Raw genomic sequence first — 24,956 nt, 5'->3', positions numbered from 1 at the left:
GTTCAATTAAAAAAGAGATTGGTGAATTTTGAAATGCCTTTTTGTTCCCAAAAGTGAGGAAAGAATAAGGTTTCGATTTTTTCTATAATAGATTTTTTTGACGATTTTTCTATGTTTGCATTCAGCGCATTTGCAACCGTAAGCAAAACTGTAGCATTGGCACCCATTCCACAATGACTTCCAAAAACTTCAACATTCTTAATGTCATCTCTATAGGTTTCTGCTTCAGTACAATTTTTCCAAGGAATTAAACCATCAGTTTTTGTGTAAATGCAGGTGATTGGTACCTGTGGAATTTCTTCTAACTCCTTTATAAACTTATCATTACGTTCTTTTAGTTTTGTTCCTCTAATAAACTCCAAACTTCTAATAATAGGTGTTTTCATATTTTTTACACCCCAAACAGGAGAGCCAATAGTAATTAATTGTTCTACTTTTTCTGGATATCTATTTGCAATAATTTTAGCAAAAATTCCACCTCCACTCCAACCAACAAGGCTTACTTTTTCTTGATGTTTATCGTAAATTTCATCTAACTTTTCAATAAGTTTGGGTAATGATTTGGAGTTAATCATATTTACTCCCAAATCCCATTTATAGGTTTTGAAACCTAATGATTTTAAATATTTTCTAACAAACGTTGTAGAATTATCATTCCCCAAATAAGGAGGCATTAACAACACAGGTTTGTTCTTTTTACTTTTATGTTTTGGTATAAATGGATACAGCCAAAGCATAGATGTCCATTCTGCAACAGCTCTTGTTTCTAGAAGAACATTGTATAATGGAGGAGGAGGTATGTTTGCATTTATTCTCTCAATTTCTGTTTTAAAAGTTTTAATGATATTGGAAATTGTATCTTTTTCTATTTCTTGAAATTCCTCGATTTTATAAATATTTTCTAGTAAAGAAACCAGAGTAATGTAATCTCTATCTGGACCAAAATCTTCACAAATTGAAATACAATTGTTACTAAGAATATTCAGATTTTCTTTTTCCAGTTTTACTTTTTTAACAATTTTAGAAATATCATCTTGAAAAGGATGTCTTTCAAAACTTTTTATGATAAGCTTTTTAGCTTTAGCAAGACTAGCACCTTGCGATACAGCAATAGCTACTGCTAATTTTGCAAATGATTTATATACAATTCTATTGTTTTCCATAATTTAATTTTTGGCTGCTATTTTGCTATTCAGCCAATTTAGTAAATCTTGTTGCACTTCCTTTCGATTTACTTCATTCAACATTTCATGTCTACCACCTTTATAGATCTTTAAAGTAAGATCTTTAATACCAGACTTTTTATAATTTTTTGCAACCTTTTTAACACCTTTACCCATTTCTCCTACAGGATCTTTATCACCTGAAAAAATATAAATAGGGAGCTCTTTTGGTGTATTTATAAAAGTAGCCATTTCATTTATTTCTTTACTGCCTTTAAGAATATCCAAAAAAACACTTAAAGAGAAATCTTCTACTCTTAGAGGATCTGCTTCGAATTTATCTACTTGTTTTTGATCACTACTAATCCAATCTACTTTGGTTCTATTTGGTTTAAATTCTTTATTAAATTGATTAAAAAAGATATTTTTTAAAATTTCATTGCTTCTATGTTTGCCATTTATTTTGGTAAATATTTTAGCGCTAATTAAGCCAAAAGTGCCAATTCCTTTCATAAAACTAGCAGTTCCAGATAGAATTAAGGCATCTAACTCATTACCATATTTGGTAACATAAGCTCTAGATAGCAGTGAGCCCATACTATGACCAAATAAAATAATCTTCTTATTTGGATGCTCTTCTTTTATGATTTCTGTAAGCTTACGCATATCATAAATGGCATCAGAAAAATAATCATTACCATCGTAAAAACCTAAATGAGCATTAGATTTTACAGATTTACCATGTACTCTATGATCATTTGCATAAACTTCATAGCCTTGCTTTTTTAAAGCTTTAGCTATAGATTTATATCTTGCTGCATGCTCTCCAACTCCATGAGAAATTTGAACAATCCCTTTTATGTTTTTTTCTTCTTTTGGTTGCCATCTATAATAGAAAATTTCTTCATCACCCAAAGAGGTAAATGTACTTGTAATTACTGCCATTAATTATTCTCGAAAAAATTAATGAATAGTTTAAAAAGCTTATCTGTATTCTTTTTTGTGCCTTTTAGTTTTAATCTATCTTGAATCATAACTTCATCTAAAAGTAAATTCTTTTTATAAAGTTGAAAAAGAATTTCATCATCAATAAGTATTTTTACCAAAGGTTTAGTAGTGTTCTTTTTTCTTACTGAAAGCTTTTTCTCTGAAACTTCTAATTGATAATTTATTTTTTCAACAGGGGTGTTTAATTCAAAATCATACAAGCCTGCATGCTGTTTTAGCAGTTTGGTATTGCTTTTTAAATACTTTTTAAACGCTGTAAAAAATGCCTTGCTTTTTAGTTTGGGTGATGCAACTTTATCATCTGTACCTTTTTTTTGTTTTGTCAAAATATGTTCTTCCAATTCATTTGCAGATTCTCTAAGATATCTTGCAAATACGTCAGCATCTGGCATTGTTTTAGCATCTGAAGTTGTAGTTAATGATACTAAACCATTATAACTAAATGCAGCTATAATCAAACCAAAACCATCTAATACAGGTGTAAGCCCAAAGATTGATAAAATTTTATGACCTCTTAAATACAAAGGTATTTGTGGACCAGGCACATTAGTTATTGTTACATTAAATGGAGGTCTATGAAACTCTTTTATGTTGTATTTACTATATAAGCCTGCAGCTAAATTTGCCAAACCAAAAGGTACAGCATCTGCCATTTTAGAAAGTGCTTTTGCACCTACAGCTTTGTGTCTAGATTTACCTAAACCAGTTTGTTCTTGTATGTATTCTAATCTTTCTATTGGATCATCAATATGCGTAGCAATTCTAACCAACATGTTAGAAATTTGATTATTCATTTCTTGCTTTTCGCCTTTTACGCGAATAGAAATGGGAACATTAGCTACTAATGGTTGCACAGGGAGTTTTTCTTTTTCTTGTAAATATTTTCGAATTGCGCCTGCACAAATACTTAAAATAACGTCGTTGATGCTAACGTTCATTATTTTTCTAAGCGTATTTATTCTCTCAAAAGATAAAATTGCTGTTCCCCAAGTTCTTTTTGGTGATACAGATTTATTAAAAATAGTATTGGGTGTAAAAATTGAACTTTTTAACGGTTTTTTTAAACCCACTTGTGTTTTGATGTTTCCTTTGATAAATGAAAAAGCAGTTTCTCCTAAAAGCTTTGGTATTTTTAAAGGGTTCTTTAAAAAACCAACAGAGCTTTTAAGTAATAAATTTAGTTCATCTGGTATTGGATTAGGCTCAAAAGGTTTGGGTTTTGGTATCTTTTTGTTTTGATCATCAATATTTTTATCGAATAAAATACCCATAATACCAACACCAGAACTACCATCAATCATTACATGATGTACTTTAGAAACAATAGCTACAGAACCTTTTGGAACTTGTGAAACATTATCTAAACCCTCTATAAAACTCATAGACCACAGAGGTCTTCTTAAGTCTAAAGAACTACTGAATATAGATGAGGTTAATTCTCTAAGTGTACTCCAATCTGCAGGTTCAGGAAGTTTTAATCGATTTACATGTAGATCAATATCAAAATTTGGATCATCTACCCAATAAGGGTAGTCTAAATTCATAGGTACATTTAGTAGGCGTTTTCTAAATTTTGGAATTAAATGCAACTTAGAAGCAACAATATCTTTAAAATCTTGGTATTCTAATGAACCCTCTACAATTGTTAAAGTAGCAATGTGCATTGGGCTTGTTGGAGAATCTGCATATAAGAATGCAGCATCTGAACCAGAAATTTGTTGAACAGAATCGTCTAAAGTATTATCTAAAAAATCTTGAATTACTTTGGTAGGCATATTTTATACTAAATTATAGATTTAAAAAAATACGAATAATTTGTAAAAATTATCAAAATTTTCGCAACTCTGCAATATAATTAATTTTGACTACAAAAAGTAATAACAAACCCAAGAATTTGTTGGTAAATTGTTGATGTTTAGTAACGTAATTTAAATTTAAAAACCTTTAACTTACAGCTTCTTTATATACCTTTAAACAACGTTCTCTTGCTTCTTTATGGTCTACAATTTCTTTTGGATAAGTAGATTTGTTATAATCTTTTACCCACTTTTTAATATATTTTAAATCTTTATCAAACTTCTTAATTTGTGTAGTTGGATTGAATATCCTAAAATAAGGAGAAGCATCTACTCCTGAGCCTGCTACCCATTGCCAGTTTCCTACATTACTGGCCATTTCGTAATCATGTAATTTTTCTGCAAAATAAGCTTCGCCCCATCTCCAATCTATCAATAAATGCTTGCATAAAAAACTACCTACCAACATTCTAATTCTATTGTGCATAAAGCCAGTTTCATTTAATTGACGCATTCCAGCATCTACTAATGGATAACCAGTTTCTCCTTTACACCAATCTTTGAATTCTTTTTCGTTATTTCTCCATTCAATTCTATCGTATTTGCTTTTGAAAGCTTCATCTTTTGTATGTGGGAAATGCCAAAGAATTTGCATGAAAAACTCTCTCCAAATGAGTTCTTGCCAAAAAACTTCATTGGATTCTGCTATGGCTTTTTTAACTATTTTTCTTACACTAACAGTACCAAATCTTAAATGTGGTCCTAAACGTGAAGTGGCATCTTGTGCAGGGTAATTACGAGTGTCTTCGTATTCTTTGATGAGAGTAGGAGTAACATCATAAGGTGTTATTTCTTGAGAAGATTTTGTGAAACCAATGTCTGACAAGCTTAAATTTGGTAATCTAGAATTTTGAATTAGATTGTCTAGAAGATCATTGGTGTAATGAATTTTTAGTTTGTCTTCATTAAATTGTTCTTTCCAAAGTTTCATATATGGAGTGTATACCTTGTAAGGATCTCCATCTTTTTTTACAACTTCATCTTTTTCAAAGATTACTTGATCTTTAAATGTTTTAAACTGAATACAATTTTCCTTTAAAAGATTCTCAATAGCTTCGTCTCTTTCTTTTGCATAAGGTTCATAATCTCTATTTGTAAAAACAGCTTCAATAGTATAATCTTCAATGAGTTCTTTAAAAATTTCTTTTGGATTACCATGAAACATGGCTAAACTGCTACTGTGTTTTTCTTGAAGTACGCTTCGCATTTCTTGAAGCGTGTTAAATATAAAGGTTACTCTTGCATCATCTTTGGGCAATTTTGATAAAATTTTATCATCAAAAATAAATATTGGTAACACTTTATGTTCTGATTTTAAAGCATTGTAAAAACCAATATTATCGTCTAAACGTAAATCTCTTCTAAACCAAAAAATAGTAACTGCTTCTTTCATGCTTATTTATATTCTCCAAAAAGCTCTAATAACTTTGTTTGTCTGTAATTAAAAATTTCTTCTAATTTAGGCTTTACCAAAATTGGGTGCACTAATTGACCTAAAAACCCTAAAGGAACTTTATAGTCTATAATATCTTCCATTTCTACACCACCTTCAATTTCTTTGATAAAGTGTTTGTGATGCCAAAGAGAATAAGGGCCATACATTTGTTCATCTACAAAGTATTTTTTGTCTTCAATATGTGTAATTTCTGAAACCCATTTTGTTTTAATGCCTAATAATGGTGTTACTATATACTGAATGATTTGACCAGTATAAAGAGGTCTGTCTATTTTTGAAACAATATCAAAAGACATATAATCTGGAGTTATAATCTTTAAATTTTTAGGATTGGATAAAAAGTTCCAAGCTTCATCTAACGTTATTGGTAGTTTTTGCGATTTGTGAAGTGTATATATTTTCATAGAATTTCTATTTTACAACATATTTGTTTTTTAGAATCAAGCTATTAATAGCATCCCATAATTCAATTCTTTTGGTTAAAGATTCTTTAGCAATAAACAAGGTTTCATTCCATTTTACCTCATCATTTCCACAAAGTTCTTCAATCATTTTAAGTGATAAAGGGCCATGTTCATCACCATCTAATTCTATGTGTCTTTCTAAATAATATTTTAATTTTGGAGTATGTTCTTGTTGATTTTTAGATTTATCTATAATACTTAAAAACATATCTGGTATTATATCTTCTCTTCCAAACGTAAAAGCAGAAGCAATTAAATGAGGTTTGTTGGTTTCTATGATAGAAAAAGTGAAGTTTATAAAATCTGATATTCTATTGGGTAATTCTGTTTTTTCTAAAGCCAATTTTACAGAGCTGCCATGATTTATGAAAGATAGAAAGTTTTGAATTTTTTCGGTATTTGCACCTAGTTGTTTCATAGCATCTAAGTACATTTGAAAATGACTTTTTGTTTCTCCTAACTCATTAATATCACTTTCTTCACATAGTACAATTTCATTTATAAATTTGGCAAGTAAAGGGTTTTTTGGTGGTGTCCAAGGAACCTGTGTATTTGTTAGGCTGTTTTGTAAACTTTTAAGAAGTGACATAAAGTCCCAAACAGCATACACATGTTGTTCCATGAAAATTTTAATATCTTCTAGTTGTTGAAGATTATTGTATAATTCATGGTGTTTAAGATGATTTCTTAAATCTAGTAATTCGTTTTCTATATGTTGTATTTTCGTCATTAGTTAGGTTAAAATTTTAAACCTTTTGGCGTAAATCAATGATTACAATATTTTAATATAAATATCTGCTTACTGATTAAAAGGGAAACGAAATTAACTTATTATTGCCTGTTTTCTGAGGTTTTACTTAAAAAATAAACCTTACTTTTTTAATGCCTCAATTTCTTTTAGCACAGCATCTGCCTCCAAATATTTCTGATCACTATCACTTCTATTAACCGACTGTAGTTTAAAACCTTCCTCCATTAATTTCTTGTATTTTTCTTGTAATCTTTCTTCTTCTGTTTTCTTTTTAAATAATCCAAACATAGTTATGAGATGTGTTTTGTTATTTTAGAACTCGTAGGTTTTGTAATAGAAAAGTAATAGTCTATTAATTTACCTTCTGGAGAAACTAAATATTTCTGAAAATTCCATTTTATAGAAGAACTTTTTTTACCATTAAAATCTTTCGATGTTAACCATGTGTATAAAGGGTGTTGATTGGCTCCTTTTACATCAATTTTTTCTGTAATTAAAAAAGTAACTCCATAATTTACTTCACAAAATTCTTCAATTTCGTTTGCATTACCTGGTTCTTGACTACCAAACTGATTACAAGGTACTCCAACAACCACAAGATTTTCTTTATATTGTTGATGTAGTTTTTCTAAATCTTTATATTGAGGTGTAAAGCCGCATTTAGAAGCCACATTTACAAATAGAATATGTTTGTTTTTAAAGTCTCGAAGATTGATAGGTTTACCTTGTAAACTATCAATTTTAATATCATAGATATTAGTCATAAAATGTAAAATTTATATTTTGAAGCTTACAATACCACAATCTAATTCAAAAATTTGGCCAGAAATAGAGGCTGCTTTTTCTGAAATTAAAAAGTTTGCAAGATCTGCAACTTCACTGGGTTGTAAATATTTTTTTAAAGGATGACGTTCTGTGATATTTTCTATCATTCTGTCATTTCTAAGTAATTTAGAAGCTAAGTCTGTATCTGTAACTGTAGGTGCAATTGCATTTACACGAATATTAGGTGCAAATTCTGCTCCTAAAGATTTTGTGATTCCTTCTACAGCAGATTTAGCTGCTGCAACACTAGCATGAAATGGCATTCCTAATTTTGCAGCAACTGTACTGAATAATAATATGGATGGTTTATTCCCTTTTTTTAATGAAGGTAAATAATGTTGTATTGCTTTAACTGCACCAATTACGTTGATTTCGAAATCATTTCTAAAATCATCTAATTTTAATCTAGAAATTGGTTTTAGATTAATGCTTCCTGGGCAGTAAATTAAAGTGTCTACATTTTCGATACTTGGCAATTCGTCTTGCAAAATATCTAAAGAGTGATGAGTTAAGTTATTGTGGCTAATATCTGGTGCTGTTCTACTGATGTTATAAACCTTGTTTTGATCTAGTAAAGAGGTTAAAATTGCATTTCCTATTCCTTTACTTCCTCCAATAACTATTATATTTTTCATCTTTTATCGTCTTCCTTTCAAGCGCTTTTCAATTTTTTGTTTAACTGCTGTAAGGCGCTTCATTTGATCCATAATTTCTGGATCTTTTTCTAATTTATATACTTCGTTTAATTCTAAAATAAGCGCTTTAACTTCTCTTGAAGCTAAAATTCTATCGCTCGTTGTTTTAAACGAAAATTTTCTGTTTTCGAACTCAGTAGCTCTTTCTAATAATTCCATTATGTAATTTTGGTAATTTTCTAATTTGGCAATATAAATATATTTGTTAGAAAATCAAGCAAAATACAGGTTTATTATGCTGCTGTTAAAGGTTTACCTTTTAAACGCTTTTCAATTTTTTGTTTTATTACAGTTAGGCGTTTCATAATATCCATGATATTACTGTCTTTAGTCTCTTTATAGATTTCATTTAATCCTAAAATTAAAGACTTTGCTTCTCTAGATGCCAAAATACGATCGCTAGTAGTTGGGAATCTTTTCTTTCTGTTTTCGAATTCGATTGCTTTCTGTATTAAATCCATAACTAATAATTTAAAGTGTTTTGTAATTCTGCTATTTTTTCTTGATTATTGAACTTACCTCCAAAGTAAGAAGTAACTGTAGATGAAGTGTCATCTTTAATACCTCTAGAAGATACACATAAGTGTTTGGCATCTATAATAACAGCAACATCTTCTGTGCCTAATATGCCTTTTAAGTCTTCTGCAATTTGGTTGGTTAACCTCTCTTGCACTTGAGGTCTTTTAGCATAATATTGTACAATTCTGTTTAGTTTAGATAAACCAATTACTTTACCAGAAGAGATATATGCTACATGAGCTTTACCAATAATTGGTACAAAATGATGCTCGCAATTAGAGTAAAATGTTATGTTTTTTTCAACCAACATTTGGTTGTATTGATATTTGTTGTCAAATAATGCAACTTTAGGCTTATTTGCAGGGTTTAAGCCAGAGAAAATCTCATCAATATACATTTTTGCAACTCTTTTTGGAGTTCCTTGTAAAGAATCGTCTGTAAGGTCTAAGCCCATTACATCCATAATTTCTTCAAATAGAATAGCTATTTTTTCTTTCTTTTCATTGTCAGAAAGTTTAAAAGCATCCTTTTTCATGGGGGTTTCTAAACCTGTAAATAAATGGTCATCACCTACTTCTTCAAATGAAAATCCATTTAGTTTTTGGTCTGTTTGTTTTTCTTTAAGTATTACATCTGTAATCATAATAGTATCTTTTTTATGTGCTGTCTTTAAGTACCCTACTAAACTTAAAAGCAAAGCACTGTTGGTTATCTTTTGGCAATAGAGTTATTAGATATTGATTTCTGTCTAGAACATTTAAACCTGCCTTTTTCAAATGTTCTTAGCTTTTCGTGTTTTGTTTTTCTTCCTTGAACCCTTTTTCTCCACATTCTAAAGCTGCTAGGCTTCATTTCTTTTCTCATTAAATTGATGACTTCTTGCTCTTTTAAGCCAAACTGAAATTGAATTGCCTCGAAAGTGGTTCTATCTTCCCAAGCCATTTCTATGATTCTATCAATCTGTATGTTGTTTAAAGTAGTCATTGTATATTATTGAACATTTTGGAAATCAAACTGTTCGTCGTTTTTAATTTTTAAATCTATTAGTTTGTCGAGAAACTTTTTATTTTCTTTCAACAATTTATTGTTTTTGAATCGAACAAAGTTTCCTTGAGCATGAATGCTAAAGCCACTTGTTTTGTAAATGTGTAATTGATAAAAAGGAATTGCCCAACTAAAGTTTTTAAGACCTTTGTTAATATGAACTAATAAGCCTTTTTCTCTTAATTCTATATTTCCATAATTAAGGTCAGCAACAGTATTCATCATATTTTTGAAGCCAACACTTACTTCATCAATAATCATTCTTTTTGAACCTGTGCCTTTTAATTTAATCGATTGAAAAAATGAATATGGCTTTCCTAGCAAGTTGTTAATTGCTTTTTCAGTATCCTTATTATTATGTGTTGTATTAAAAATCACATATCAAAGATAATCAAAAAAAATTTTGTTTAAGGTATTATTTAAATGGTTAAACAAAAATTAACAAAATATTTTGATTTGTATATATTTTACAAATTATTGATTTTGAAGTAATTTCTTTCTGTCTAAAAGGGTGTGTGTTTTAAGAATTCTGTAGTTCTCTTTTATTACATCAGGATCTTTTTTCATATCCCAAAGTGTTTGTGTAGCTCTTTTTCTGGCTGATTTAAAATCTACGATTGGTTTTGGGTAATCTATACCTAATTTAAAATTGTTAAACTGCTCATCTAAAGGAGTCATTAGAAAAGGCTGATGTATAAATGCTGTAGGCAATTCTGCTAATTCTGGTACCCATTCTTTTATGAAGTTGGCATCTTCATCATGCTCTAAGCTATTTTTAATAGGGTTATAAACTCTAATTTCATTAATACCAGTTTCTCCTGATTGCATATTTAATTGCGGAAAATGTATGCCAGGTTCAAAATCTAAAAATAATTTTGATAAATGCTGAGAAGAGTCTTGCCAAGGTTGCCATAAAATATGAGTAAAAAATGAAGCTAACATAGAGCGCATTCTAAAATTTAAATACCCAGTTTCTGCCAAACAACGCATAGAAGCGTCTATAATAGGAAAGCCAGTATTGCCTTCTTTCCATGCTTTTTGATATTTTTTAGAAATATTCTTTTTTAATTTATGATATCCTTTATTTATACTCGCTTCTTCCATGGTATGTTCCATTTCGAATTTCTGTATAAAATGAGCTTGCCATCTTAATCTGCTTGCAAAGGCTCCTAATTGTCTTTTGTTATCATCATTTTTAATTAAAATAGCTTTTTGATATACTTGCCTAATGGACAGGTTTCCCCAAGCAATGTAAGGAGATAATCTACTACAGCTTTTTCGAGATAAAGCTGGTTTAGAAATATGATTCATGTAATTTTTATAGCGTTCTTCAAAAAAGCTATTTGCATATCTCCAACCCATTTTAGATCCTCCTTTTTGAAATTTTGCATCTTTAGGAGTTTCTAATTCAGTAACAATAAAATTATTTTCTATTTGTTTAATCAAATCAATTGAAAGAAGTTTTGCATTTTTTAACTCATTCTTCAATTGTGGTTGGTACATAAAGTTTTCCCACTTTTCAATCCAATCGCGTCTGTTTAAAAGGCCTCTTAAAACACCATTATTGTTGTTTTCAACCCAATTAATAGAGTTGTTTCTACAATATCTTGCAAATTCTTTATCTCTGTTATAGGTTTTAAGTAAGCCTGTTTCTTGGTGAGAAAAAACAGTACTTATTCTATAGAAATTTTGTAACTGATTAAAAACAGTAATTACCTCTGATGTTACTGTAAGAATTTTGCTATTAAACTTTGCTAAATCTTCATTTAAATCTCTGATAGATTCTTTAATAAAGTTCCAGTGGCGTAAATCATAATGAGGATCTTCTAATAATGAGTTTTCAAAAACGTAAATAAATAATATTGGTTTTTTAGCTAATAAAGCATTATGTATAGCTTCATTATCTTGCAAACGCAAATCGCGTTTCAACCAAACAATATTTATTTCTTCTCTATTAATACTCATCTAAATTTTCAATAATATGATTTGCCTTCTCTTTAATTTTAGTTCTATCTTCTGTAGACATTTTGTTTAATAAGCTGTACATCATCTTCATTCTAAAGTTAGAAGATAATTGTTCTTGTTTTTCGTCAAGAAAATTCCAGTAAAGACTATTAAAAGGGCATGCATCTTCTCCAAACTTCTTCGTTTTTTTATACACACAAGAGTCGCAATAATTACTCATTTTACTAATATAACTTCCACTAGAAACATAGGGTTTTGTGGCAATTTTTCCACCATCAGCAAACTGACTCATTCCTCTTGTATTTGGTAATTGAACCCACTCTATAGCATCTACATAAATACCCAAATACCAAGCATCAATTTCAGCAGGATCTATTTGAGTTAACAAAGCAAAATTTCCTGTAATCATTAGTCTTTGAATATGGTGAGCATATCCATTGTCTAATGAATTATGAATGGCATTTTTTAGGCAATTCATTTTGGTTTTTCCTGACCAAAAGAAGTCTGGTAACTTGTTTTCATTGTTTAAAAAGTTTTCTTTTTTATAATCTGGCATTAACATCCAATACATACCTCTCATGTATTCTCGCCAACCAATAATTTGCCTTATAAAACCTTCTACTTGAGAAATATCAATTTCATCTTTTCTTTTTCTGTACGTTTGCAAGGTCTCGTCTACAATTTCTTTTGGAGATATCATTTTGGTGTTCATAGCAAATGATATTTTTGAGTGAAAAAGAAAAACTTGATCTGTATGCATAGCATCTTGATAATCTCCAAAATGAACCAGTAAATGTTCGCAGAAATAAGATAATTGATCTAGAGCTTGTTTTCTAGAGATAGGATATTCAAAATATTTTGCATTAATTTTTCCAATAGTTTCAACTCCAGCTGATTTTATTTCATCTACAATTTTAGAAACATTATTATCGAAGTTTTTTGCGGAAGGAATTAAAGTGTCGCCTTTCCATTTTTTTCGATTACTAGCATCATAGTTCCATTTGCCACCTTCAGGTTGTTTGTCAACCATTAATATTTGATGTTTTTTACGCATGTTTCTGTAGAAACTTTCCATCAAAAACTGTTTTTTACCTTTAAAAAAGGTGGCTAACTCATCTCTTTCTGTATAAAAATGTTCCGTAGAAAAAACTTTATTTTCAATATCTAATTTGCTGGAAAACTCCTCTAGTTGATGGTCTAATCTGTATTCATCTGGAGCCTGATACTCAAATTTTTGAAAGTTGTTTTCATCAATTAAACTTGAAATGTTTTCGGTTAGACTTTGAGTATTAGATTCTTCATTTAATTTCCAATAAATTACTTGATGTTGATTTGCTTTTAATTCTTCAGCAAAATTTCTCATTGCAGCAAAAAAGCCAGCTACTTTTTGAATATGATGCTTTACGTAATCTGTTTCTTGACGCATTTCAAACATACAATAGGTAATGTTTTCATTACTACTATCATACCAAGAATGTTGGCTATTTAGTTGATCTCCTAAAATTAAACGTAAAGTTTTCATATTAAAATAAGGTTTTCTCTAACCATAATTTTCTGAATTTATGGTTTGCATCATATCTTTCTGCTTGTAATTGAGTATTGAATTTTCTGTCTCTAGGATCATTACCAACTCCTGCAACATACATCCAATTTCCATAATTACTATGCACATCATAATCTAATAGAAGCGATTCAAAGTAGGCAGCACCTATTCTCCAATCTTGTAGCAATTCTTTAGCAAAATACGAGGCCACATTTTGTCTACCTCTATTACTCATCCAACCAGTTTCTTTTAGCTCAATCATGTTTGCATTTACAAAATCATCTTTTGTATTTCCATTTATCCAATCTTGAATTATATCTTCATCTGCATTCCAATCATAATCTCTATCTAAAATTCCACCTATTTTAAATATTTTAGCATCATATTTTAAGGATATGTATTTGAAATAATCTCTCCAAATTAATTCGAAAATTACCCAATATGTAGACTGATTCGATCCAAACTCAGCTTCGTATTTCTTTACTTGATGATAAATGGTTCTTGCAGATAAACTACCATTGGCAAGCCATGGAGAAAATTTTGTAGAATAATCTAAGCCAACTAAACCATTTCTAGTTTTCTTATAAAAGCCAACTTTTTTACTTTCAAATAAGTAGTAATTCAATCTTTTTAAAGCAGCAGACTCTCCACCTTTAAATGGGAAAGCAGTTTTTGAAGGTTGTGTAAAATCGTTAAAACCTAATTCTTGAAGTGTTGGTATTTTAGTGCTGTTAGAGATTAGATTGCTTTCAGGAAGTTTATCAATTTTAATCTCATCTTGAATACTCACATACTTTTCTAGCTTTTTTCTGAACTGTGTAAAAACATCTGGTATATTACTAAAATTCTTAGATACAGTTTCTGGATGATAAAGAAATTGATCATAGTCTTCTACAATATCAATAGATTTATTTATGATTGATTTCACCAAGTTATTTGTGTCAATTTCTTCTTTTGTCCATTCTTTCTGAGTGTAAATGGTATTGATATTTAATTCATCAACAAGTTTTGAAAGTCTGTTTTCAGGAGTAGCAAAATAGGTGAGTAGTGTTATGTTTAAATTTTTCAATTGCTGTTTTAAATCTGCAATTGTTTCTATTAAAAATTGGGATCTAAACTTTTCTGTTTTGTAGAATCCAAATTTATCTTTTTCAAAATATTTAGGATCGAAAAAATAAATAGCTATTACACTGTCATGATTTTCAATTGCTTTTTGAATTGATCTATTATCTTGTGATCGCAAATTATTACGAAACCATATTAAGCCTGTTGTGTTTTGTTTCTTCTGCATTTTTCGCTACAATATTTTACATTTTCCCAATTTTTCTCCCATTTTTTACGCCAAGTAAAAGGTCTATTACAAACAGGACAATCTTTTGTGGGTAGGTGTTGTTTTTTCAATGAATTAAGATTTTGCGATTTTGTTAATCATACCATTAAAAATAAACCAATGAAAAGGCACAACAGAATACCAATACAACCTGCCTGCAAGACCATGAGGTCTAAAGGTTGCAGTTTGATATAGTAATCCTTCTTTAATTTTAAATTCTAACCAAGCTTCACCAGGCAAAATCATTTCTGCATACAATAAAAGTTTGCCTTTATCTTTATCAGCATAAATAACTCTCCAAAAATCAAGAGCATCACCTGCGTTTAATTCTGTTGGATGTCTTCTTCCTCTTCGTAAACCTGCACCTCCAAAAAATTGATCTAAAAAGCCTCTAATTTTCCATAAAATAGTTCCATAATACCAACCAGTTTCACCACCAATTGCCCAAATTTTATCTAAGGCTTTATCACGATTTTTAATTTTCCTTTTTTTGTAATCTTTAAAACATCCATATTCAGGTACATTTATAAATTCGTGAACATAGTTTTTTAATTTTCCACTGCTGATGTAAGAATCTTTCCAGCTAGAAATGATACTGTTTTGCTCAATCTTTTTAAATGCTAATTCCACTGCCTCTTTGTAAGACATTGGGTTTACATCTAATATTTTATTGATATTACTTTTTTCACCAATAACTTCAACACCCATTGAATTTACTAAAGAGCTTGCTAGTTTATATGAAGTAGAGGTTACAAAATATAACCAATAAGAAGATAATTTAGGTGTCATTACTGGCACTGTAAGTATGCTTCTTTTTAATTTTCTAACTTCTGCAAATTGCAACAACATGGTTTTGTAGGTGAGCACTTCTGGGCCAAAAATATCATAAGAAGTATTGTATAATTCTTCTTTTGCTAATGCTTTGTAAAGAAAAGAAAGTACATCTCTAATTGAGAGTGGCTGTGTTTTGGTATTTAACCATTTTGGAGCAACCATTACAGGTAGTTTTTCAACTAAATCTCTAATAATTTCGAAAGAAGAACTTCCAGAACCAACTATAATTCCTGCTTTAAATGTGGTTAACGCATAATTACCAGAGGCTAAGGTGGTTTCTACATTTTTTCTAGACAATAAATGCTTAGAAAGCTTTGTGTCATTTGTAATTCCACTTAAATAAATAACCTGTTTCAATGAAGTACTTTCTGCGAATGTTTTAAAGTTTGTCGCACATTTTTCTTCTAAAATATGAAATTCTCTAGCTGAATTAGACATAGAGTGAATTAGATAATATGCAGCATCTATATCTTTTGGTAAAGCTTCTAAAGATTGTCTATTTAAAAAATCTGCTTCTATTAATTCAACGTTTGTTTGGTCTTTATAATAATTTTCAGCTCTTACTTTATCACGAACAGGGCATACAATTTTATGACCATCATTTAATAACAAAGGAATTAAACGTTTGCCTATATAACCAGTTGCACCTGTTACAAGTATTTTCATATTTATTTTTTAATTTCTTTTGGTCTTTGATAAGATAATTGCTTCTTGAATTTTGGTATTGCATACGTATCTAATCCATTAATAGTAGCAACATTTCCTTTAGAAAGGTTTATTAAACCATCTTTTTCTAATAGCTCATCTTTTACATAAAGTTCTTGAATTTGAGCTACAATTAGCATTACATCATTAGAGGGTACATATATTTCCTCAATAAACTTCATGCTCATTTGTACAGGTGCTCCCTTTACAAAAGGTGCTTTCTGCTCGCCTTTAAATTCAGGTTCAAGATTGGTCATGTCAAACTCAGAAATCTCATCTGCATATTTGGCAGAGGTGTGATGTGCATCTTCAATAACATCTTCCCAAATATGATTAATTGTAAAATAACCCAAGTCCTTAAGGTTTTTATGTGTGTTTCTAGGTACAGTAGTTGGCCTTAGAATAAAACCTAATGTAGGAGGGCTAGAGCCTAAATGAGTTACAGAACTGAAAACAGCAACGTTTGTGATACCTTTTTCTGATATGGTACCTAATAAATTTGCTGATTTAAAACCAGAACAACTGTTTATTAAGTTGATTCTGTATATTTTATTCAGTTTAAATATATCTTCTTTATTGAATACTTGCATTATTTTGTTTTAGTTGATATAAACAAATATACAAATTGTTTAAGGTATTATAATTTAAGTTAAACAAAAACTTACGTTAATTTTTTGAAGTATAAAAAAAGCCTTTAGATAAAATCTAAAGGCTTAAAAGTCGGGGTGGCAGGATTCGAACCTGCGACCTCCTCGTCCCAAACGAGGCGCGATGACCGGGCTACGCTACACCCCGAAAATAGTCATCAATTTTAGGACTGCAAATATAGAATAATATTTATATATTGTATTTAAAATTCTTGAATTTTCTAAATATGTTTATAAAAAATACTCTTTTAATTTATGTATGCATTTTCTCTTTAAATCTAGTTTCTCAAAATAAAGAATATGAATTAATCGTTCCAGATTTAAAAAATCCTTGGGGATTTGTATTCTTGCCAGATAATTCTATGATTATAAATGAAAAGTCAGGAAAGATTATTCATTTTAAGAATGGTATTCAAACCGAAATAGAAAATGCACCTATAATATATTTAAGGGGGCAAGGAGGATTGTTAGACATAGAATTGCATCCTAATTATAAAAATAATGGATGGATTTATTTTACCTATGCTTCAGATATTGGAGGTGGAAGAGGAGGTAATACAACTTTGATGCGCGCTAAGCTCAAAGAAAGTAGTTTAGTAAATAAGGAGGTGCTTTATAAAGCTACTCCAAATTCTACTAGAGGTCAACATTTTGGTTCTAGAATTGTTTTTGACTCAGATAATCGTGTTTATTTTAGTGTAGGTGATAGAGGAAATCGAGATGTTAACCCTCAAGATATAAATAGAGATGGAGGAAAAATATATCGTTTAAATGACGATGGAACTATTCCAAAAGATAATCCATTTGCATCATCAAACACAGCAAAGAAAGCTATCTATAGTTATGGGCATAGAAATCCTCAAGGGTTGGTTATGAATCCTTTTACTAATGAAATTTGGTCTCATGAACATGGTCCTAAAGGAGGAGATGAGATTAATATTATTAAAAAGGCCAAAAACTATGGATGGCCAAAAGTTAGTTATGGAGTAAATTATAGTGGAACAAAATTTACAGACAAAACCTACATGAAAGGTGTGGAAAGCCCTATTCATTATTGGACACCTTCAATTGCACCAAGTGGAATGGCTTTTATCAACAGCGATATTTATGGAAAATGGAAAGGTAACTTGTTGGTTGGTTCTTTAAAGTTTCAATATTTAAGCAGGTGTATTGTTAAAAATAATAGCGTTTTTAAAGAAGTAAAATTATTAGAGAGTATAGGTAGAGTTAGATCTATAGAGCAAGGTTTGGACGGTTATATTTATGTGGGAGTAGAAAACTTGGGCATTATTAAACTGTTACCTCAATAATTACAAGTGGTAAAAAGAGCTATTTTAAACCTCTATTTTTTCATTATTAAAACTTATAAACAATAATCACATAAGGTGATAAAAATCTATATTTTTACCTTCTAAAAGATAATTCAATTATGTCAGAAACTACTGAGAAGATAAAATGTTTAATTATAGGATCTGGTCCTGCAGGTTACACTGCAGCTATATATGCAGCAAGAGCAGATATGAAACCAGTAATGTATACTGGAATGCAAATGGGAGGTCAGTTAACTACAACAACAGAAGTAGATAATTTTCCTGGTTATCCAGAAGGTACAGATGGAACTGCAATGATGGAAGATTTAAAAAAACAGTCTGAAAGATTTGGAACTGATGTGCGTTTTGGAATGGTTACAGCTGTTAATTTGAGTGATGAAGTTGGGGGGATTCATAAAGTAACAATTGATGAAAACAAAGAAGTAGAGGCAAATACCATAATAATATCTACAGGTGCAACTGCTAAGTATTTAGGTTTAGAAAGCGAGATGAGGTTAATTGGTGGAGGAGTTTCTGCTTGTGCAACATGTGATGGTTTTTTCTATAAAGGTCAAGAGGTAGTAGTTGTTGGAGGAGGAGATACTGCAGCTGAAGAAGCTACTTATTTAGCTAATATTTGTTCTAAAGTTTATTTGTTAGTTCGTAAAGATTATATGAAAGCTTCTAAAGCGATGCAACATAGAGTTGATAAAACTGAAAACATTGAAGTTCTTTATAATACAGAAGTAGAAGAAGTATTAGGAACTAATGTTGTAACAGGAGTAAGGTCAATCAATAATCAAACTAAAGAAACAAAGGAAATTGCAGTAACAGGAGTTTTCATAGCTATTGGTCATACACCTAATTCAGACTTATTTAAAGGTGTTTTAGATATGGATGAAACAGGTTATTTAATTACTAAGGGTAAAACTACAAAAACAAATATGCCAGGTGTTTTTGCAGCTGGTGATATACAAGATAAAGAATATAGACAAGCAGTTACTGCTGCAGGTACAGGTTGTATGGCTGCTTTAGATGCAGAACGTTATTTAGGTGCCTTAGAATAAAAACGTAAATTTTATAAATACAAAGAGCGATTTCTCATTTGAAATCGCTCTTTGTATTTTATAGAATCACTTTAATCTAAACCTAAATCTTTTCTTTCACTTACATTTGCAACGCCGTTTTTAATCCAATAAGCAGATTTAATAGTTTTTATTTTTGTGGCTTTGGTAATTAATTTTTTTCCACGGCTAGAAAAAGTTTCTTCCCAAGATTCAATAGTATAAGGAAAATCTTTAGTTAGTTTTATGGATATTTTTCTATCTAAAGTTGGATAATAAATACTGAAGTTAATAAATTTTCCTTTTTCTATTAAATTTGTTTCAGCTTCGTAAGCCGATACTTTTTGATGATTTAAGGCTAAAAACTCAAAAGATGGAATTATTTTATACCTGCCTTTTTTTATTTGATATGGATTAACACGTAACATATTCCAAAATTCATTTTCTAGTTTATTTTTCTTTAAAGAAATTTTCTTGTCGGCATTACTTTCAAAATAGGAGAAAAACTGAATTTCATAATTTGTTCTATTGTTAAGTTGAACAAAAGTATTTCCACACCATTCTTGGCCAGAAAATGATACTTTAATAGTTTCTTTATTCAGATCAATTGGTGTAAATGTACTCGTCATTAAGGAATAAGGATAAATACCAGTAGTAAATTTCTTGGTACTATTTAACTTAAGTATGGGTACATTCTTCTCATTTTTATAGTCTGCTTTTACTTGTTTATCAGGTAAAAAGTCTTCGGTTACAAAAATGTTAACAGCTGTTCCTTCATGTAGCTCTCCATATCTTGCTTGAGTAAGTTTATAAGACGTAATTTCTGCTTTTCCTTCATACCAATAAGCGTTAAAGTCTTTCTTTTGAACGTTAACGTTGGTTTCGTTTACAGATTTTTTATTTGGAGCTTTAGGATCTGAACAAAACATAAACAAAAAGCTAAAGACAAGAGGTACATAAAAATTCATAAATCGTTTCATTTATAGACTATAATAATTAGTACTAATTTACGAATTTTTAATTTTAATTTTTGTTTACAAAAAAAGAGATTACTTAGCAAAGTAATCTCTTATATAATGTATTTAAGAAAGAGGGTTAAGCCATTGCAGCTGCTTTCTTTGATTTTCTGTATAAAAATTTATTGAAGATATTTCTCTTCCCAAAATTATTGATTGATTTTGCGTTAATGAATTTACCAAACAAAATTTTACTTACACCAAAGTATTCATAAGTATTACCATCTGTAAAAGTAACTTCTAATAGCATACTTTTATGATGCCAATCTGCAACTTGAAATTCAGTAATCGTAGTTTTATATGCCTCTAAATTTGCCTTTTTAGTTTCGGGAGCAATACTTACCAAAAAGTGATAACCATCAATAATTCTTGTACTTACAATTTCTGCTTCTGCTTTTTTATCAGGATCTGTAAATTTATCAGGATGCCATTCTTTTACGAGACTTCTATATGTACTCTTTAATTCTTTCAAGTCAATGCTGCCTTCAACATTAAAAAGCTTTTTATATTCTTTAATACGTTTCATTTAGTGTTTCAAATTTTGCGCAAAAGTATTCATAATAAATGGATTAAAGAGATAAGTTTACTAAACTTTACTTTATTTAATAGTTAACTATCAAGCAAAAAAAAAGATTACAATTAGTAATCTTTTTTATTTTTTAGTGTTCAGCTAATTCTTCGTCAAAGTTTTCAATTGCCTTGATAACAATTTTTACAGCTTCTATATAAAATTCTTCATTTATAGTTCCATAAGTATCTGTATGCCTGTGATAATCTTTATGATCAGGAACACCAAAATAGATGAAAGGAATTTTTTCTCTGTGAAAAACTCTATGGTCAGAAGAGAAAGTCCAGTCTGATTGTTGTTTATTATCAGGATCATCATGTCCAAATAATAAAATAATTTTTTCAGATTCAATATCCTCTAAAGGATCTCTTAAGTCTGGATAATGATGTAATCCACTAGCAAATAATTCTGGATCATAATCACTATGAGCAATCATATCCATATTTATATTTAAACTGATGTTGTCTTTATTTAAATAATCTTTTAAGAAATAGTCTGCTCCAATAGAACCTATTTCTTCACCATCTACAGCAGCAAAAATTAAATTATGTTTTGTTGGTTTATCTTTAAAGTATTTTGCTATTGTAAATAAGGCTGCAGTTCCAGATGCGTTATCATCTGCACCATTGTAAATTCTACCATTTCTTACTCCTAAATGATCATAATGAGCAGTAATTACAAAAGTTTTGTTAGATTGGCCTTTAAGCATACCTACAATATTGGCTCCAGAAACTATTGTGTCTTTAACGTTTGATAAATCTTCTAAAGGTTTTTCTATAGGAAAAACTTCTTGCCTTACTTTGCCAGTAAAGTTATGATTAAATTTATGCAATAAGTTACCACCAATTACTGGTTGTAAACCTATTTTATTAAATTCATCAATAATTATTTTCTGAGTCTTAATATTCCCTTCTTTAGAAAAAGCTCTACCTTCTAAAGCGTCATCTGCAAGAATTTTTAAGTCTGATAATAGCTTATCACTATTAATATCTATTACTCTAGGTTCACTACAACCCATTAATAGAACAATAAGGGTAAAAACAGGAAGTAATTTTGTTTTCATTGTTATTATTTGTCTAATAAAATCGGGGAAAATCAGTGCAAATATACTAAAAAAGACCATTAATAAAAATGGTCTTTTTTGGCAAGTTATTTACTTCAATTTGTTCTAAAAAGTATACTTGTTTTCTGCTTTCATTATGTCTGCAATTTGGTTACGTAAAGCAACTACATTTGGGTAATTTGCGTACTTTGTAAAACGCTTTAATCCCATTAATAGCATACGTTGTTCATCACCTTCTGCAAAAGATATGATACCTTCTCTACCATTTTTAGCAACAATTTCTACAGCATTATATAAGTATAATTTAGCCATGGCTATTTGACCTTTTTGAGCATCTTCACCAAAACGTTTAGCATTTTTCTCTGCACGTAATAAAGTAGATTCTGCCATGTACACTTCGTTTAAAATGTTAGCAGCAGCCATTAAAAGTTGTTGATGTTGCTCTAAATCTGGTCCGTATTTTTGAATTGCAGAACCTGCAACCATTAAAAACACCTTCTTTAATTTAGCAATCATTTCTTTTTCTTCTGCAAACAACTCAGAATAATCTGGTGTGTCAAAAGATGGAATACCCATTAATTCATCTGCTACTGCTGTTGCTGGGCCTAATAAATCTACATGACCTTTCATTGCTTTTTTAATCAACATACCTACAGATAACATTCTGTTAATCTCGTTTGTACCTTCATAAATACGTGCAATTCTTGCATCTCTCCAAGCAGCTTCCATAGGTGTTTCTTCAGAGAATCCCATTCCTCCAAAAATCTGAATTCCTTCATCTGCACACGCTTGTACATCTTCAGATACTGTTACTTTAAGAATAGAACATTCAATTGCATATTCTTCTACACCTTTTAATTCTGCTTCTTGATGAGAATTACCTGCAGCCATTCTCATTTCAATTCTGTCTTCAATATCTTTAGCAGCTCTGTAACTTGCAGATTCACCTGCATAACAGTTAGTAGCCATTTCTGCTAATTTTGCTTTAATAGCACCAAAATCTGCAATAGGAGTTTTAAATTGTTTTCTTTCGTTAGCATATTGTAATGCTGTTGTTAAAACTCTTCTTTGAGAATCGATACAAGCAGCAGCTAATTTAATACGACCAACATTTAATGCGTTTACAGCAATTTTAAATCCACCACCTCTAACAGATAACATGTTTTCTGCAGGTACAACAGTATCATTAAAAAATACTTGTCTTGTAGAACTTGCTCTAATACCTAATTTATGTTCTTCTTCTCCTAAGGTAATTCCATTAGGATTTTCAGCATCATATTCTACTATAAAACCAGTAATGTTTTTATCATTTTCTATACGTGCAAAAACAATCATCAAATTACAAAAACCTGCATTTGAGATCCACATTTTTTGTCCGTTAATTTTATATGATTTACCATCTTCTGTTAATTCTGCAGTAGTTTTACCAGAGTTAGCATCAGAACCAGCACCTGGTTCAGTTAAACAATATGCACCCATCCATTCACCAGAGGCTAATTTTGGCACATATTTTTGTTTCTGCTCTTCTGTACCATATAGTGTAATTGGCATTGTACCAATTCCTGTATGCGCACCAAAAGCTGTACTTAAAGAACCATTTCCACTAGAAATATACTCACAAGTAATCATTGTTGAAACAAAACCCATACCCATTCCTCCATATTCTTCAGGAACAGCTACACCTAAAAAGCCAAGTTCACCAGCTTTCTTCATTACTTCTTCTGTTAAAGCATAATCTTTAGCTTCAAAACGATCTCTATGTGCAACAATTTCTCTATCCGTAAATTCTTTTACAGCTTCTTTCATCATTACTTGCTCTTCAGAAAAATCTTCTGGAGTAAAAATGTCTTCGCACTTTGATTCTTTTACAAGGAATTGTCCTCCTCTTAAAATTTCTTTATTTGTTGTTTCCATAATATTATATTTTTTGGGGAGTTTAGTTTAAAAATTCAAAAATACCAGCAGCACCTTGTCCTGTTCCAACACACATGGTTACCATTCCGTATTTGTTATTCATTTCTCTTTTACGCATTTCATCAAATAATTGAACAGATAATTTAGCACCTGTACAACCTAATGGATGACCTAAAGCAATTGCACCACCATTTACATTGATGATATCTGGATTTAAGCCTAATTCACGAATTACAGCTAAAGATTGAGAAGCAAACGCTTCATTCAGCTCAATTAAACCTACATCGTTTTGATTTAAACCTGCTTGTTTTAATGCTTTTGGAATTGCAGCAACTGGACCAATACCCATTATTCTTGGAGGTACACCAGCAGCAGCATAACTTACCATTCTTGCAATTGGTTCTAGATTTAATTCTTTAACCATATCTTCACTCATTATCATTGCAAATGCAGCTCCATCACTCATTTGAGATGAATTACCAGCAGTTACACTACCATTAGCAGCAAATACAGGACGTAATCTTGCTAAACCTGCAAGATTAGAACCTTTTCTTGGGCCTTCATCTTTATTTACAGTGTACTTTTTAGTAGCTTTTTTACCATTTGCATCAACGTAAGTTTGCTCTACATCAATAGGTACTATTTGGTCTTGGAATCTGTTTTCTTCTAACGCTTTCAAAGCTTTTAAGTGCGAGTTTAAAGCAAACTCATCTTGATCTTCTCTAGATACTTTAAATTCATTGGCAACTGCTTCTGCAGTATTACCCATTCCCCAATAGTATTCTTCATGACCAGCAGCAACTGTATCATAATTTAATTCTGGTTTAAAACCTGTCATTGGCACTGAACTCATGCTTTCTGCACCACCTGCAATAATACAATCTGCCATTCCAGATTGAATTTTTGCAACAGCCATACCAATTGTTTCTAAACCTGATGAACAAAAACGGTTTACAGTGACCCCAGGAACATCAACAATATCTAACCCCATTAAAGAGATTAAACGTGCCATGTTTAAACCTTGAGAACCTTCTGGCATTGCATTACCTACAATAACATCATCAATTCTTTTTTTATCAAAATCAGGCAGTTCATTCATCATATATTGAATGGTTTCTGCAGCTAATTCATCTGCTCTTTTAAATCTAAACAGTCCTTTTGGAGCTTTACCAACTGCTGTTCTATATGCTTTTACTATATATGCTGTTTTCATTTT

General features: G+C 30.3%; 27 protein-coding genes and 1 tRNA gene. 2 read left to right on the top strand and 26 right to left on the bottom strand.

The window, feature by feature from the left end; translation table 11 throughout:
• Window positions 1-2: 2 nt before the first annotated feature.
• The 21 genes from LPB302_RS06055 to LPB302_RS05955 all read right to left on the bottom strand — a co-directional run bounded on the left by LPB302_RS06055 (window position 3) and on the right by LPB302_RS05955 (window position 16,953).
• Window positions 3-1,163, bottom strand: a complete 1,161-nt coding sequence (locus LPB302_RS06055) for an alpha/beta fold hydrolase (protein WP_053972891.1) — start codon at window positions 1,161-1,163, stop codon at window positions 3-5.
• A 3-nt stretch (window positions 1,164-1,166) separates the two neighbouring features.
• The gene (locus LPB302_RS06050; RefSeq protein WP_053972890.1) at window positions 1,167-2,108 is read right to left on the bottom strand and encodes an alpha/beta hydrolase; all 942 of its coding nucleotides are present in this window, start codon (window positions 2,106-2,108) and stop codon (window positions 1,167-1,169) included.
• Entirely contained in the window at window positions 2,108-3,946 is a 1,839-nt protein-coding gene (locus LPB302_RS06045) for a wax ester/triacylglycerol synthase family O-acyltransferase (RefSeq protein WP_053972889.1), read from the bottom strand. Before LPB302_RS06045 ends, LPB302_RS06050 begins: the two co-directional genes overlap by 1 nt.
• A gap of 169 nt (window positions 3,947-4,115) precedes the next feature.
• Complete coding sequence (locus tag LPB302_RS06040; protein WP_053972888.1) at window positions 4,116-5,420, bottom strand: cryptochrome/photolyase family protein; 1,305 nt, start codon at window positions 5,418-5,420, stop codon at window positions 4,116-4,118.
• A gap of 2 nt (window positions 5,421-5,422) precedes the next feature.
• Window positions 5,423-5,887, bottom strand: a complete 465-nt coding sequence (locus LPB302_RS06035) for an SRPBCC family protein (RefSeq protein ID WP_053972887.1) — start codon at window positions 5,885-5,887, stop codon at window positions 5,423-5,425.
• Window positions 5,888-5,894: 7 nt separating this feature from the next.
• Window positions 5,895-6,677, bottom strand: a complete 783-nt coding sequence (locus LPB302_RS06030) for a DUF3050 domain-containing protein (RefSeq protein WP_053972886.1) — start codon at window positions 6,675-6,677, stop codon at window positions 5,895-5,897.
• Window positions 6,678-6,818: 141 nt separating this feature from the next.
• Window positions 6,819-6,986, bottom strand: coding sequence for a Lacal_2735 family protein (locus LPB302_RS06025; RefSeq protein WP_053972885.1), 168 nt, complete (start codon window positions 6,984-6,986; stop codon window positions 6,819-6,821).
• 2 nt (window positions 6,987-6,988) lie between these two features.
• Entirely contained in the window at window positions 6,989-7,462 is a 474-nt protein-coding gene (locus tag LPB302_RS06020) for a glutathione peroxidase (protein ID WP_053972884.1), read from the bottom strand.
• Window positions 7,463-7,474: 12 nt separating this feature from the next.
• Window positions 7,475-8,158, bottom strand: coding sequence for an SDR family NAD(P)-dependent oxidoreductase (locus LPB302_RS06015; protein ID WP_053972883.1), 684 nt, complete (start codon window positions 8,156-8,158; stop codon window positions 7,475-7,477).
• A gap of 3 nt (window positions 8,159-8,161) precedes the next feature.
• Window positions 8,162-8,377: a hypothetical protein gene (locus LPB302_RS06010; RefSeq protein ID WP_015480840.1), complete on the bottom strand. Its 216-nt coding sequence runs from the start codon at window positions 8,375-8,377 to the stop codon at window positions 8,162-8,164.
• Between the two features lie 74 nt (window positions 8,378-8,451).
• Window positions 8,452-8,679: a hypothetical protein gene (locus LPB302_RS06005; RefSeq protein WP_053972882.1), complete on the bottom strand. Its 228-nt coding sequence runs from the start codon at window positions 8,677-8,679 to the stop codon at window positions 8,452-8,454.
• A 2-nt stretch (window positions 8,680-8,681) separates the two neighbouring features.
• A complete protein-coding gene (gene folE / locus LPB302_RS06000; protein WP_053975250.1) occupies window positions 8,682-9,380 on the bottom strand; it encodes a GTP cyclohydrolase I FolE in 699 nt (232 codons plus the stop codon).
• 65 nt (window positions 9,381-9,445) lie between these two features.
• Window positions 9,446-9,721: a TIGR03643 family protein gene (locus LPB302_RS05995; RefSeq protein ID WP_015480837.1), complete on the bottom strand. Its 276-nt coding sequence runs from the start codon at window positions 9,719-9,721 to the stop codon at window positions 9,446-9,448.
• Between the two features lie 6 nt (window positions 9,722-9,727).
• Window positions 9,728-10,159: a hypothetical protein gene (locus tag LPB302_RS05990; RefSeq protein ID WP_053972881.1), complete on the bottom strand. Its 432-nt coding sequence runs from the start codon at window positions 10,157-10,159 to the stop codon at window positions 9,728-9,730.
• A gap of 96 nt (window positions 10,160-10,255) precedes the next feature.
• Window positions 10,256-11,746 (bottom strand): cryptochrome/deoxyribodipyrimidine photo-lyase family protein, encoded by a 1,491-nt coding sequence (locus LPB302_RS05985; protein ID WP_053972880.1) that lies wholly within the window; start codon window positions 11,744-11,746, stop codon window positions 10,256-10,258.
• Window positions 11,736-13,268, bottom strand: coding sequence for a cryptochrome/photolyase family protein (locus LPB302_RS05980; protein WP_053972879.1), 1,533 nt, complete (start codon window positions 13,266-13,268; stop codon window positions 11,736-11,738). Before LPB302_RS05980 ends, LPB302_RS05985 begins: the two co-directional genes overlap by 11 nt.
• Before the next feature lies 1 nt (window position 13,269).
• Window positions 13,270-14,580 carry a DASH family cryptochrome gene (locus tag LPB302_RS05975; RefSeq protein ID WP_053972878.1) on the bottom strand — a complete coding sequence of 437 codons (1,311 nt, stop codon included), beginning with the start codon at window positions 14,578-14,580 and terminating at the stop codon, window positions 13,270-13,272.
• Window positions 14,550-14,690 (bottom strand): DUF2256 domain-containing protein, encoded by a 141-nt coding sequence (locus LPB302_RS05970; protein WP_074613580.1) that lies wholly within the window; start codon window positions 14,688-14,690, stop codon window positions 14,550-14,552. Before LPB302_RS05970 ends, LPB302_RS05975 begins: the two co-directional genes overlap by 31 nt.
• Before the next feature lie 4 nt (window positions 14,691-14,694).
• The gene (locus tag LPB302_RS05965) at window positions 14,695-16,119 is read right to left on the bottom strand and encodes an SDR family oxidoreductase (RefSeq protein WP_053972877.1); all 1,425 of its coding nucleotides are present in this window, start codon (window positions 16,117-16,119) and stop codon (window positions 14,695-14,697) included.
• 2 nt (window positions 16,120-16,121) lie between these two features.
• Entirely contained in the window at window positions 16,122-16,748 is a 627-nt protein-coding gene (locus tag LPB302_RS05960; protein ID WP_053972876.1) for a flavin reductase family protein, read from the bottom strand.
• 130 nt (window positions 16,749-16,878) lie between these two features.
• Window positions 16,879-16,953, bottom strand: a tRNA-Pro gene (locus LPB302_RS05955).
• A gap of 79 nt (window positions 16,954-17,032) precedes the next feature.
• Between LPB302_RS05955 and LPB302_RS05950 the strand changes: the two genes are divergently transcribed.
• Entirely contained in the window at window positions 17,033-18,115 is a 1,083-nt protein-coding gene (locus LPB302_RS05950; RefSeq protein WP_053972875.1) for a PQQ-dependent sugar dehydrogenase, read from the top strand.
• Between the two features lie 119 nt (window positions 18,116-18,234).
• Complete coding sequence (trxB, locus tag LPB302_RS05945; protein WP_053972874.1) at window positions 18,235-19,182, top strand: thioredoxin-disulfide reductase; 948 nt, start codon at window positions 18,235-18,237, stop codon at window positions 19,180-19,182.
• A 71-nt stretch (window positions 19,183-19,253) separates the two neighbouring features.
• Here the strand turns inward: trxB and LPB302_RS05940 are convergent, their stop codons facing one another.
• From LPB302_RS05940 to LPB302_RS05920, 5 genes are all read right to left on the bottom strand, one after another.
• Window positions 19,254-20,147, bottom strand: coding sequence for a hypothetical protein (locus tag LPB302_RS05940; protein ID WP_053972873.1), 894 nt, complete (start codon window positions 20,145-20,147; stop codon window positions 19,254-19,256).
• Window positions 20,148-20,274: 127 nt separating this feature from the next.
• Window positions 20,275-20,721: a KTSC domain-containing protein gene (locus LPB302_RS05935; RefSeq protein WP_053972872.1), complete on the bottom strand. Its 447-nt coding sequence runs from the start codon at window positions 20,719-20,721 to the stop codon at window positions 20,275-20,277.
• A gap of 133 nt (window positions 20,722-20,854) precedes the next feature.
• Window positions 20,855-21,826, bottom strand: coding sequence for a M20/M25/M40 family metallo-hydrolase (locus tag LPB302_RS05930; protein WP_053972871.1), 972 nt, complete (start codon window positions 21,824-21,826; stop codon window positions 20,855-20,857).
• Window positions 21,827-21,931: 105 nt separating this feature from the next.
• Entirely contained in the window at window positions 21,932-23,740 is a 1,809-nt protein-coding gene (locus LPB302_RS05925; RefSeq protein ID WP_053972870.1) for an acyl-CoA dehydrogenase FadE, read from the bottom strand.
• 22 nt (window positions 23,741-23,762) lie between these two features.
• Window positions 23,763-24,953, bottom strand: coding sequence for an acetyl-CoA C-acyltransferase (locus tag LPB302_RS05920; RefSeq protein ID WP_053972869.1), 1,191 nt, complete (start codon window positions 24,951-24,953; stop codon window positions 23,763-23,765).
• Between the last annotated feature and the right edge of the window lie 3 nt (window positions 24,954-24,956).

The organism is Polaribacter dokdonensis, from assembly GCF_024362345.1.
GTDB classification, from domain to species: Bacteria; Bacteroidota; Bacteroidia; order Flavobacteriales; family Flavobacteriaceae; genus Polaribacter; species Polaribacter dokdonensis.
Note: the sequence above shows the minus strand (reverse complement) of the source record. Positions and strands in the feature narration are given on the sequence as shown.

Excerpts from the sequence above, each read along its gene's own strand:
- LPB302_RS05960 (WP_053972876.1), bottom strand. The coding sequence starts at position 16,748 with ATGCAAGTATTCAATAAAGAAGATATATTTAAACTGAATAAAATATAC.
- LPB302_RS05930 (WP_053972871.1), bottom strand. The coding sequence starts at position 21,826 with ATGAAAACAAAATTACTTCCTGTTTTTACCCTTATTGTTCTATTAATG.
- LPB302_RS06045 (WP_053972889.1), bottom strand. The coding sequence starts at position 3,946 with ATGCCTACCAAAGTAATTCAAGATTTTTTAGATAATACTTTAGACGAT.
- LPB302_RS06030 (WP_053972886.1), bottom strand. The coding sequence starts at position 6,677 with ATGACGAAAATACAACATATAGAAAACGAATTACTAGATTTAAGAAAT.
- LPB302_RS05935 (WP_053972872.1), bottom strand. The coding sequence starts at position 20,721 with ATGAAACGTATTAAAGAATATAAAAAGCTTTTTAATGTTGAAGGCAGC.
- folE (WP_053975250.1), bottom strand. The coding sequence starts at position 9,380 with ATGATTACAGATGTAATACTTAAAGAAAAACAAACAGACCAAAAACTA.
- LPB302_RS05975 (WP_053972878.1), bottom strand. The coding sequence starts at position 14,580 with ATGCAGAAGAAACAAAACACAACAGGCTTAATATGGTTTCGTAATAAT.
- LPB302_RS05980 (WP_053972879.1), bottom strand. The coding sequence starts at position 13,268 with ATGAAAACTTTACGTTTAATTTTAGGAGATCAACTAAATAGCCAACAT.
- LPB302_RS06010 (WP_015480840.1), bottom strand. The coding sequence starts at position 8,377 with ATGGAATTATTAGAAAGAGCTACTGAGTTCGAAAACAGAAAATTTTCG.
- LPB302_RS05920 (WP_053972869.1), bottom strand. The coding sequence starts at position 24,953 with ATGAAAACAGCATATATAGTAAAAGCATATAGAACAGCAGTTGGTAAA.
- LPB302_RS06025 (WP_053972885.1), bottom strand. The coding sequence starts at position 6,986 with ATGTTTGGATTATTTAAAAAGAAAACAGAAGAAGAAAGATTACAAGAA.
- LPB302_RS05985 (WP_053972880.1), bottom strand. The coding sequence starts at position 11,746 with ATGAGTATTAATAGAGAAGAAATAAATATTGTTTGGTTGAAACGCGAT.
- LPB302_RS05925 (WP_053972870.1), bottom strand. The coding sequence starts at position 23,740 with ATGGAAACAACAAATAAAGAAATTTTAAGAGGAGGACAATTCCTTGTA.
- LPB302_RS06040 (WP_053972888.1), bottom strand. The coding sequence starts at position 5,420 with ATGAAAGAAGCAGTTACTATTTTTTGGTTTAGAAGAGATTTACGTTTA.
- trxB (WP_053972874.1), top strand. The coding sequence starts at position 18,235 with ATGTCAGAAACTACTGAGAAGATAAAATGTTTAATTATAGGATCTGGT.
- LPB302_RS05940 (WP_053972873.1), bottom strand. The coding sequence starts at position 20,147 with ATGAATTTTTATGTACCTCTTGTCTTTAGCTTTTTGTTTATGTTTTGT.
- LPB302_RS06020 (WP_053972884.1), bottom strand. The coding sequence starts at position 7,462 with ATGACTAATATCTATGATATTAAAATTGATAGTTTACAAGGTAAACCT.
- LPB302_RS06035 (WP_053972887.1), bottom strand. The coding sequence starts at position 5,887 with ATGAAAATATATACACTTCACAAATCGCAAAAACTACCAATAACGTTA.
- LPB302_RS06050 (WP_053972890.1), bottom strand. The coding sequence starts at position 2,108 with ATGGCAGTAATTACAAGTACATTTACCTCTTTGGGTGATGAAGAAATT.
- LPB302_RS06015 (WP_053972883.1), bottom strand. The coding sequence starts at position 8,158 with ATGAAAAATATAATAGTTATTGGAGGAAGTAAAGGAATAGGAAATGCA.
- LPB302_RS06055 (WP_053972891.1), bottom strand. The coding sequence starts at position 1,163 with ATGGAAAACAATAGAATTGTATATAAATCATTTGCAAAATTAGCAGTA.
- LPB302_RS05995 (WP_015480837.1), bottom strand. The coding sequence starts at position 9,721 with ATGACTACTTTAAACAACATACAGATTGATAGAATCATAGAAATGGCT.
- LPB302_RS05950 (WP_053972875.1), top strand. The coding sequence starts at position 17,033 with ATGTTTATAAAAAATACTCTTTTAATTTATGTATGCATTTTCTCTTTA.
- LPB302_RS06005 (WP_053972882.1), bottom strand. The coding sequence starts at position 8,679 with ATGGATTTAATACAGAAAGCAATCGAATTCGAAAACAGAAAGAAAAGA.
- LPB302_RS05965 (WP_053972877.1), bottom strand. The coding sequence starts at position 16,119 with ATGAAAATACTTGTAACAGGTGCAACTGGTTATATAGGCAAACGTTTA.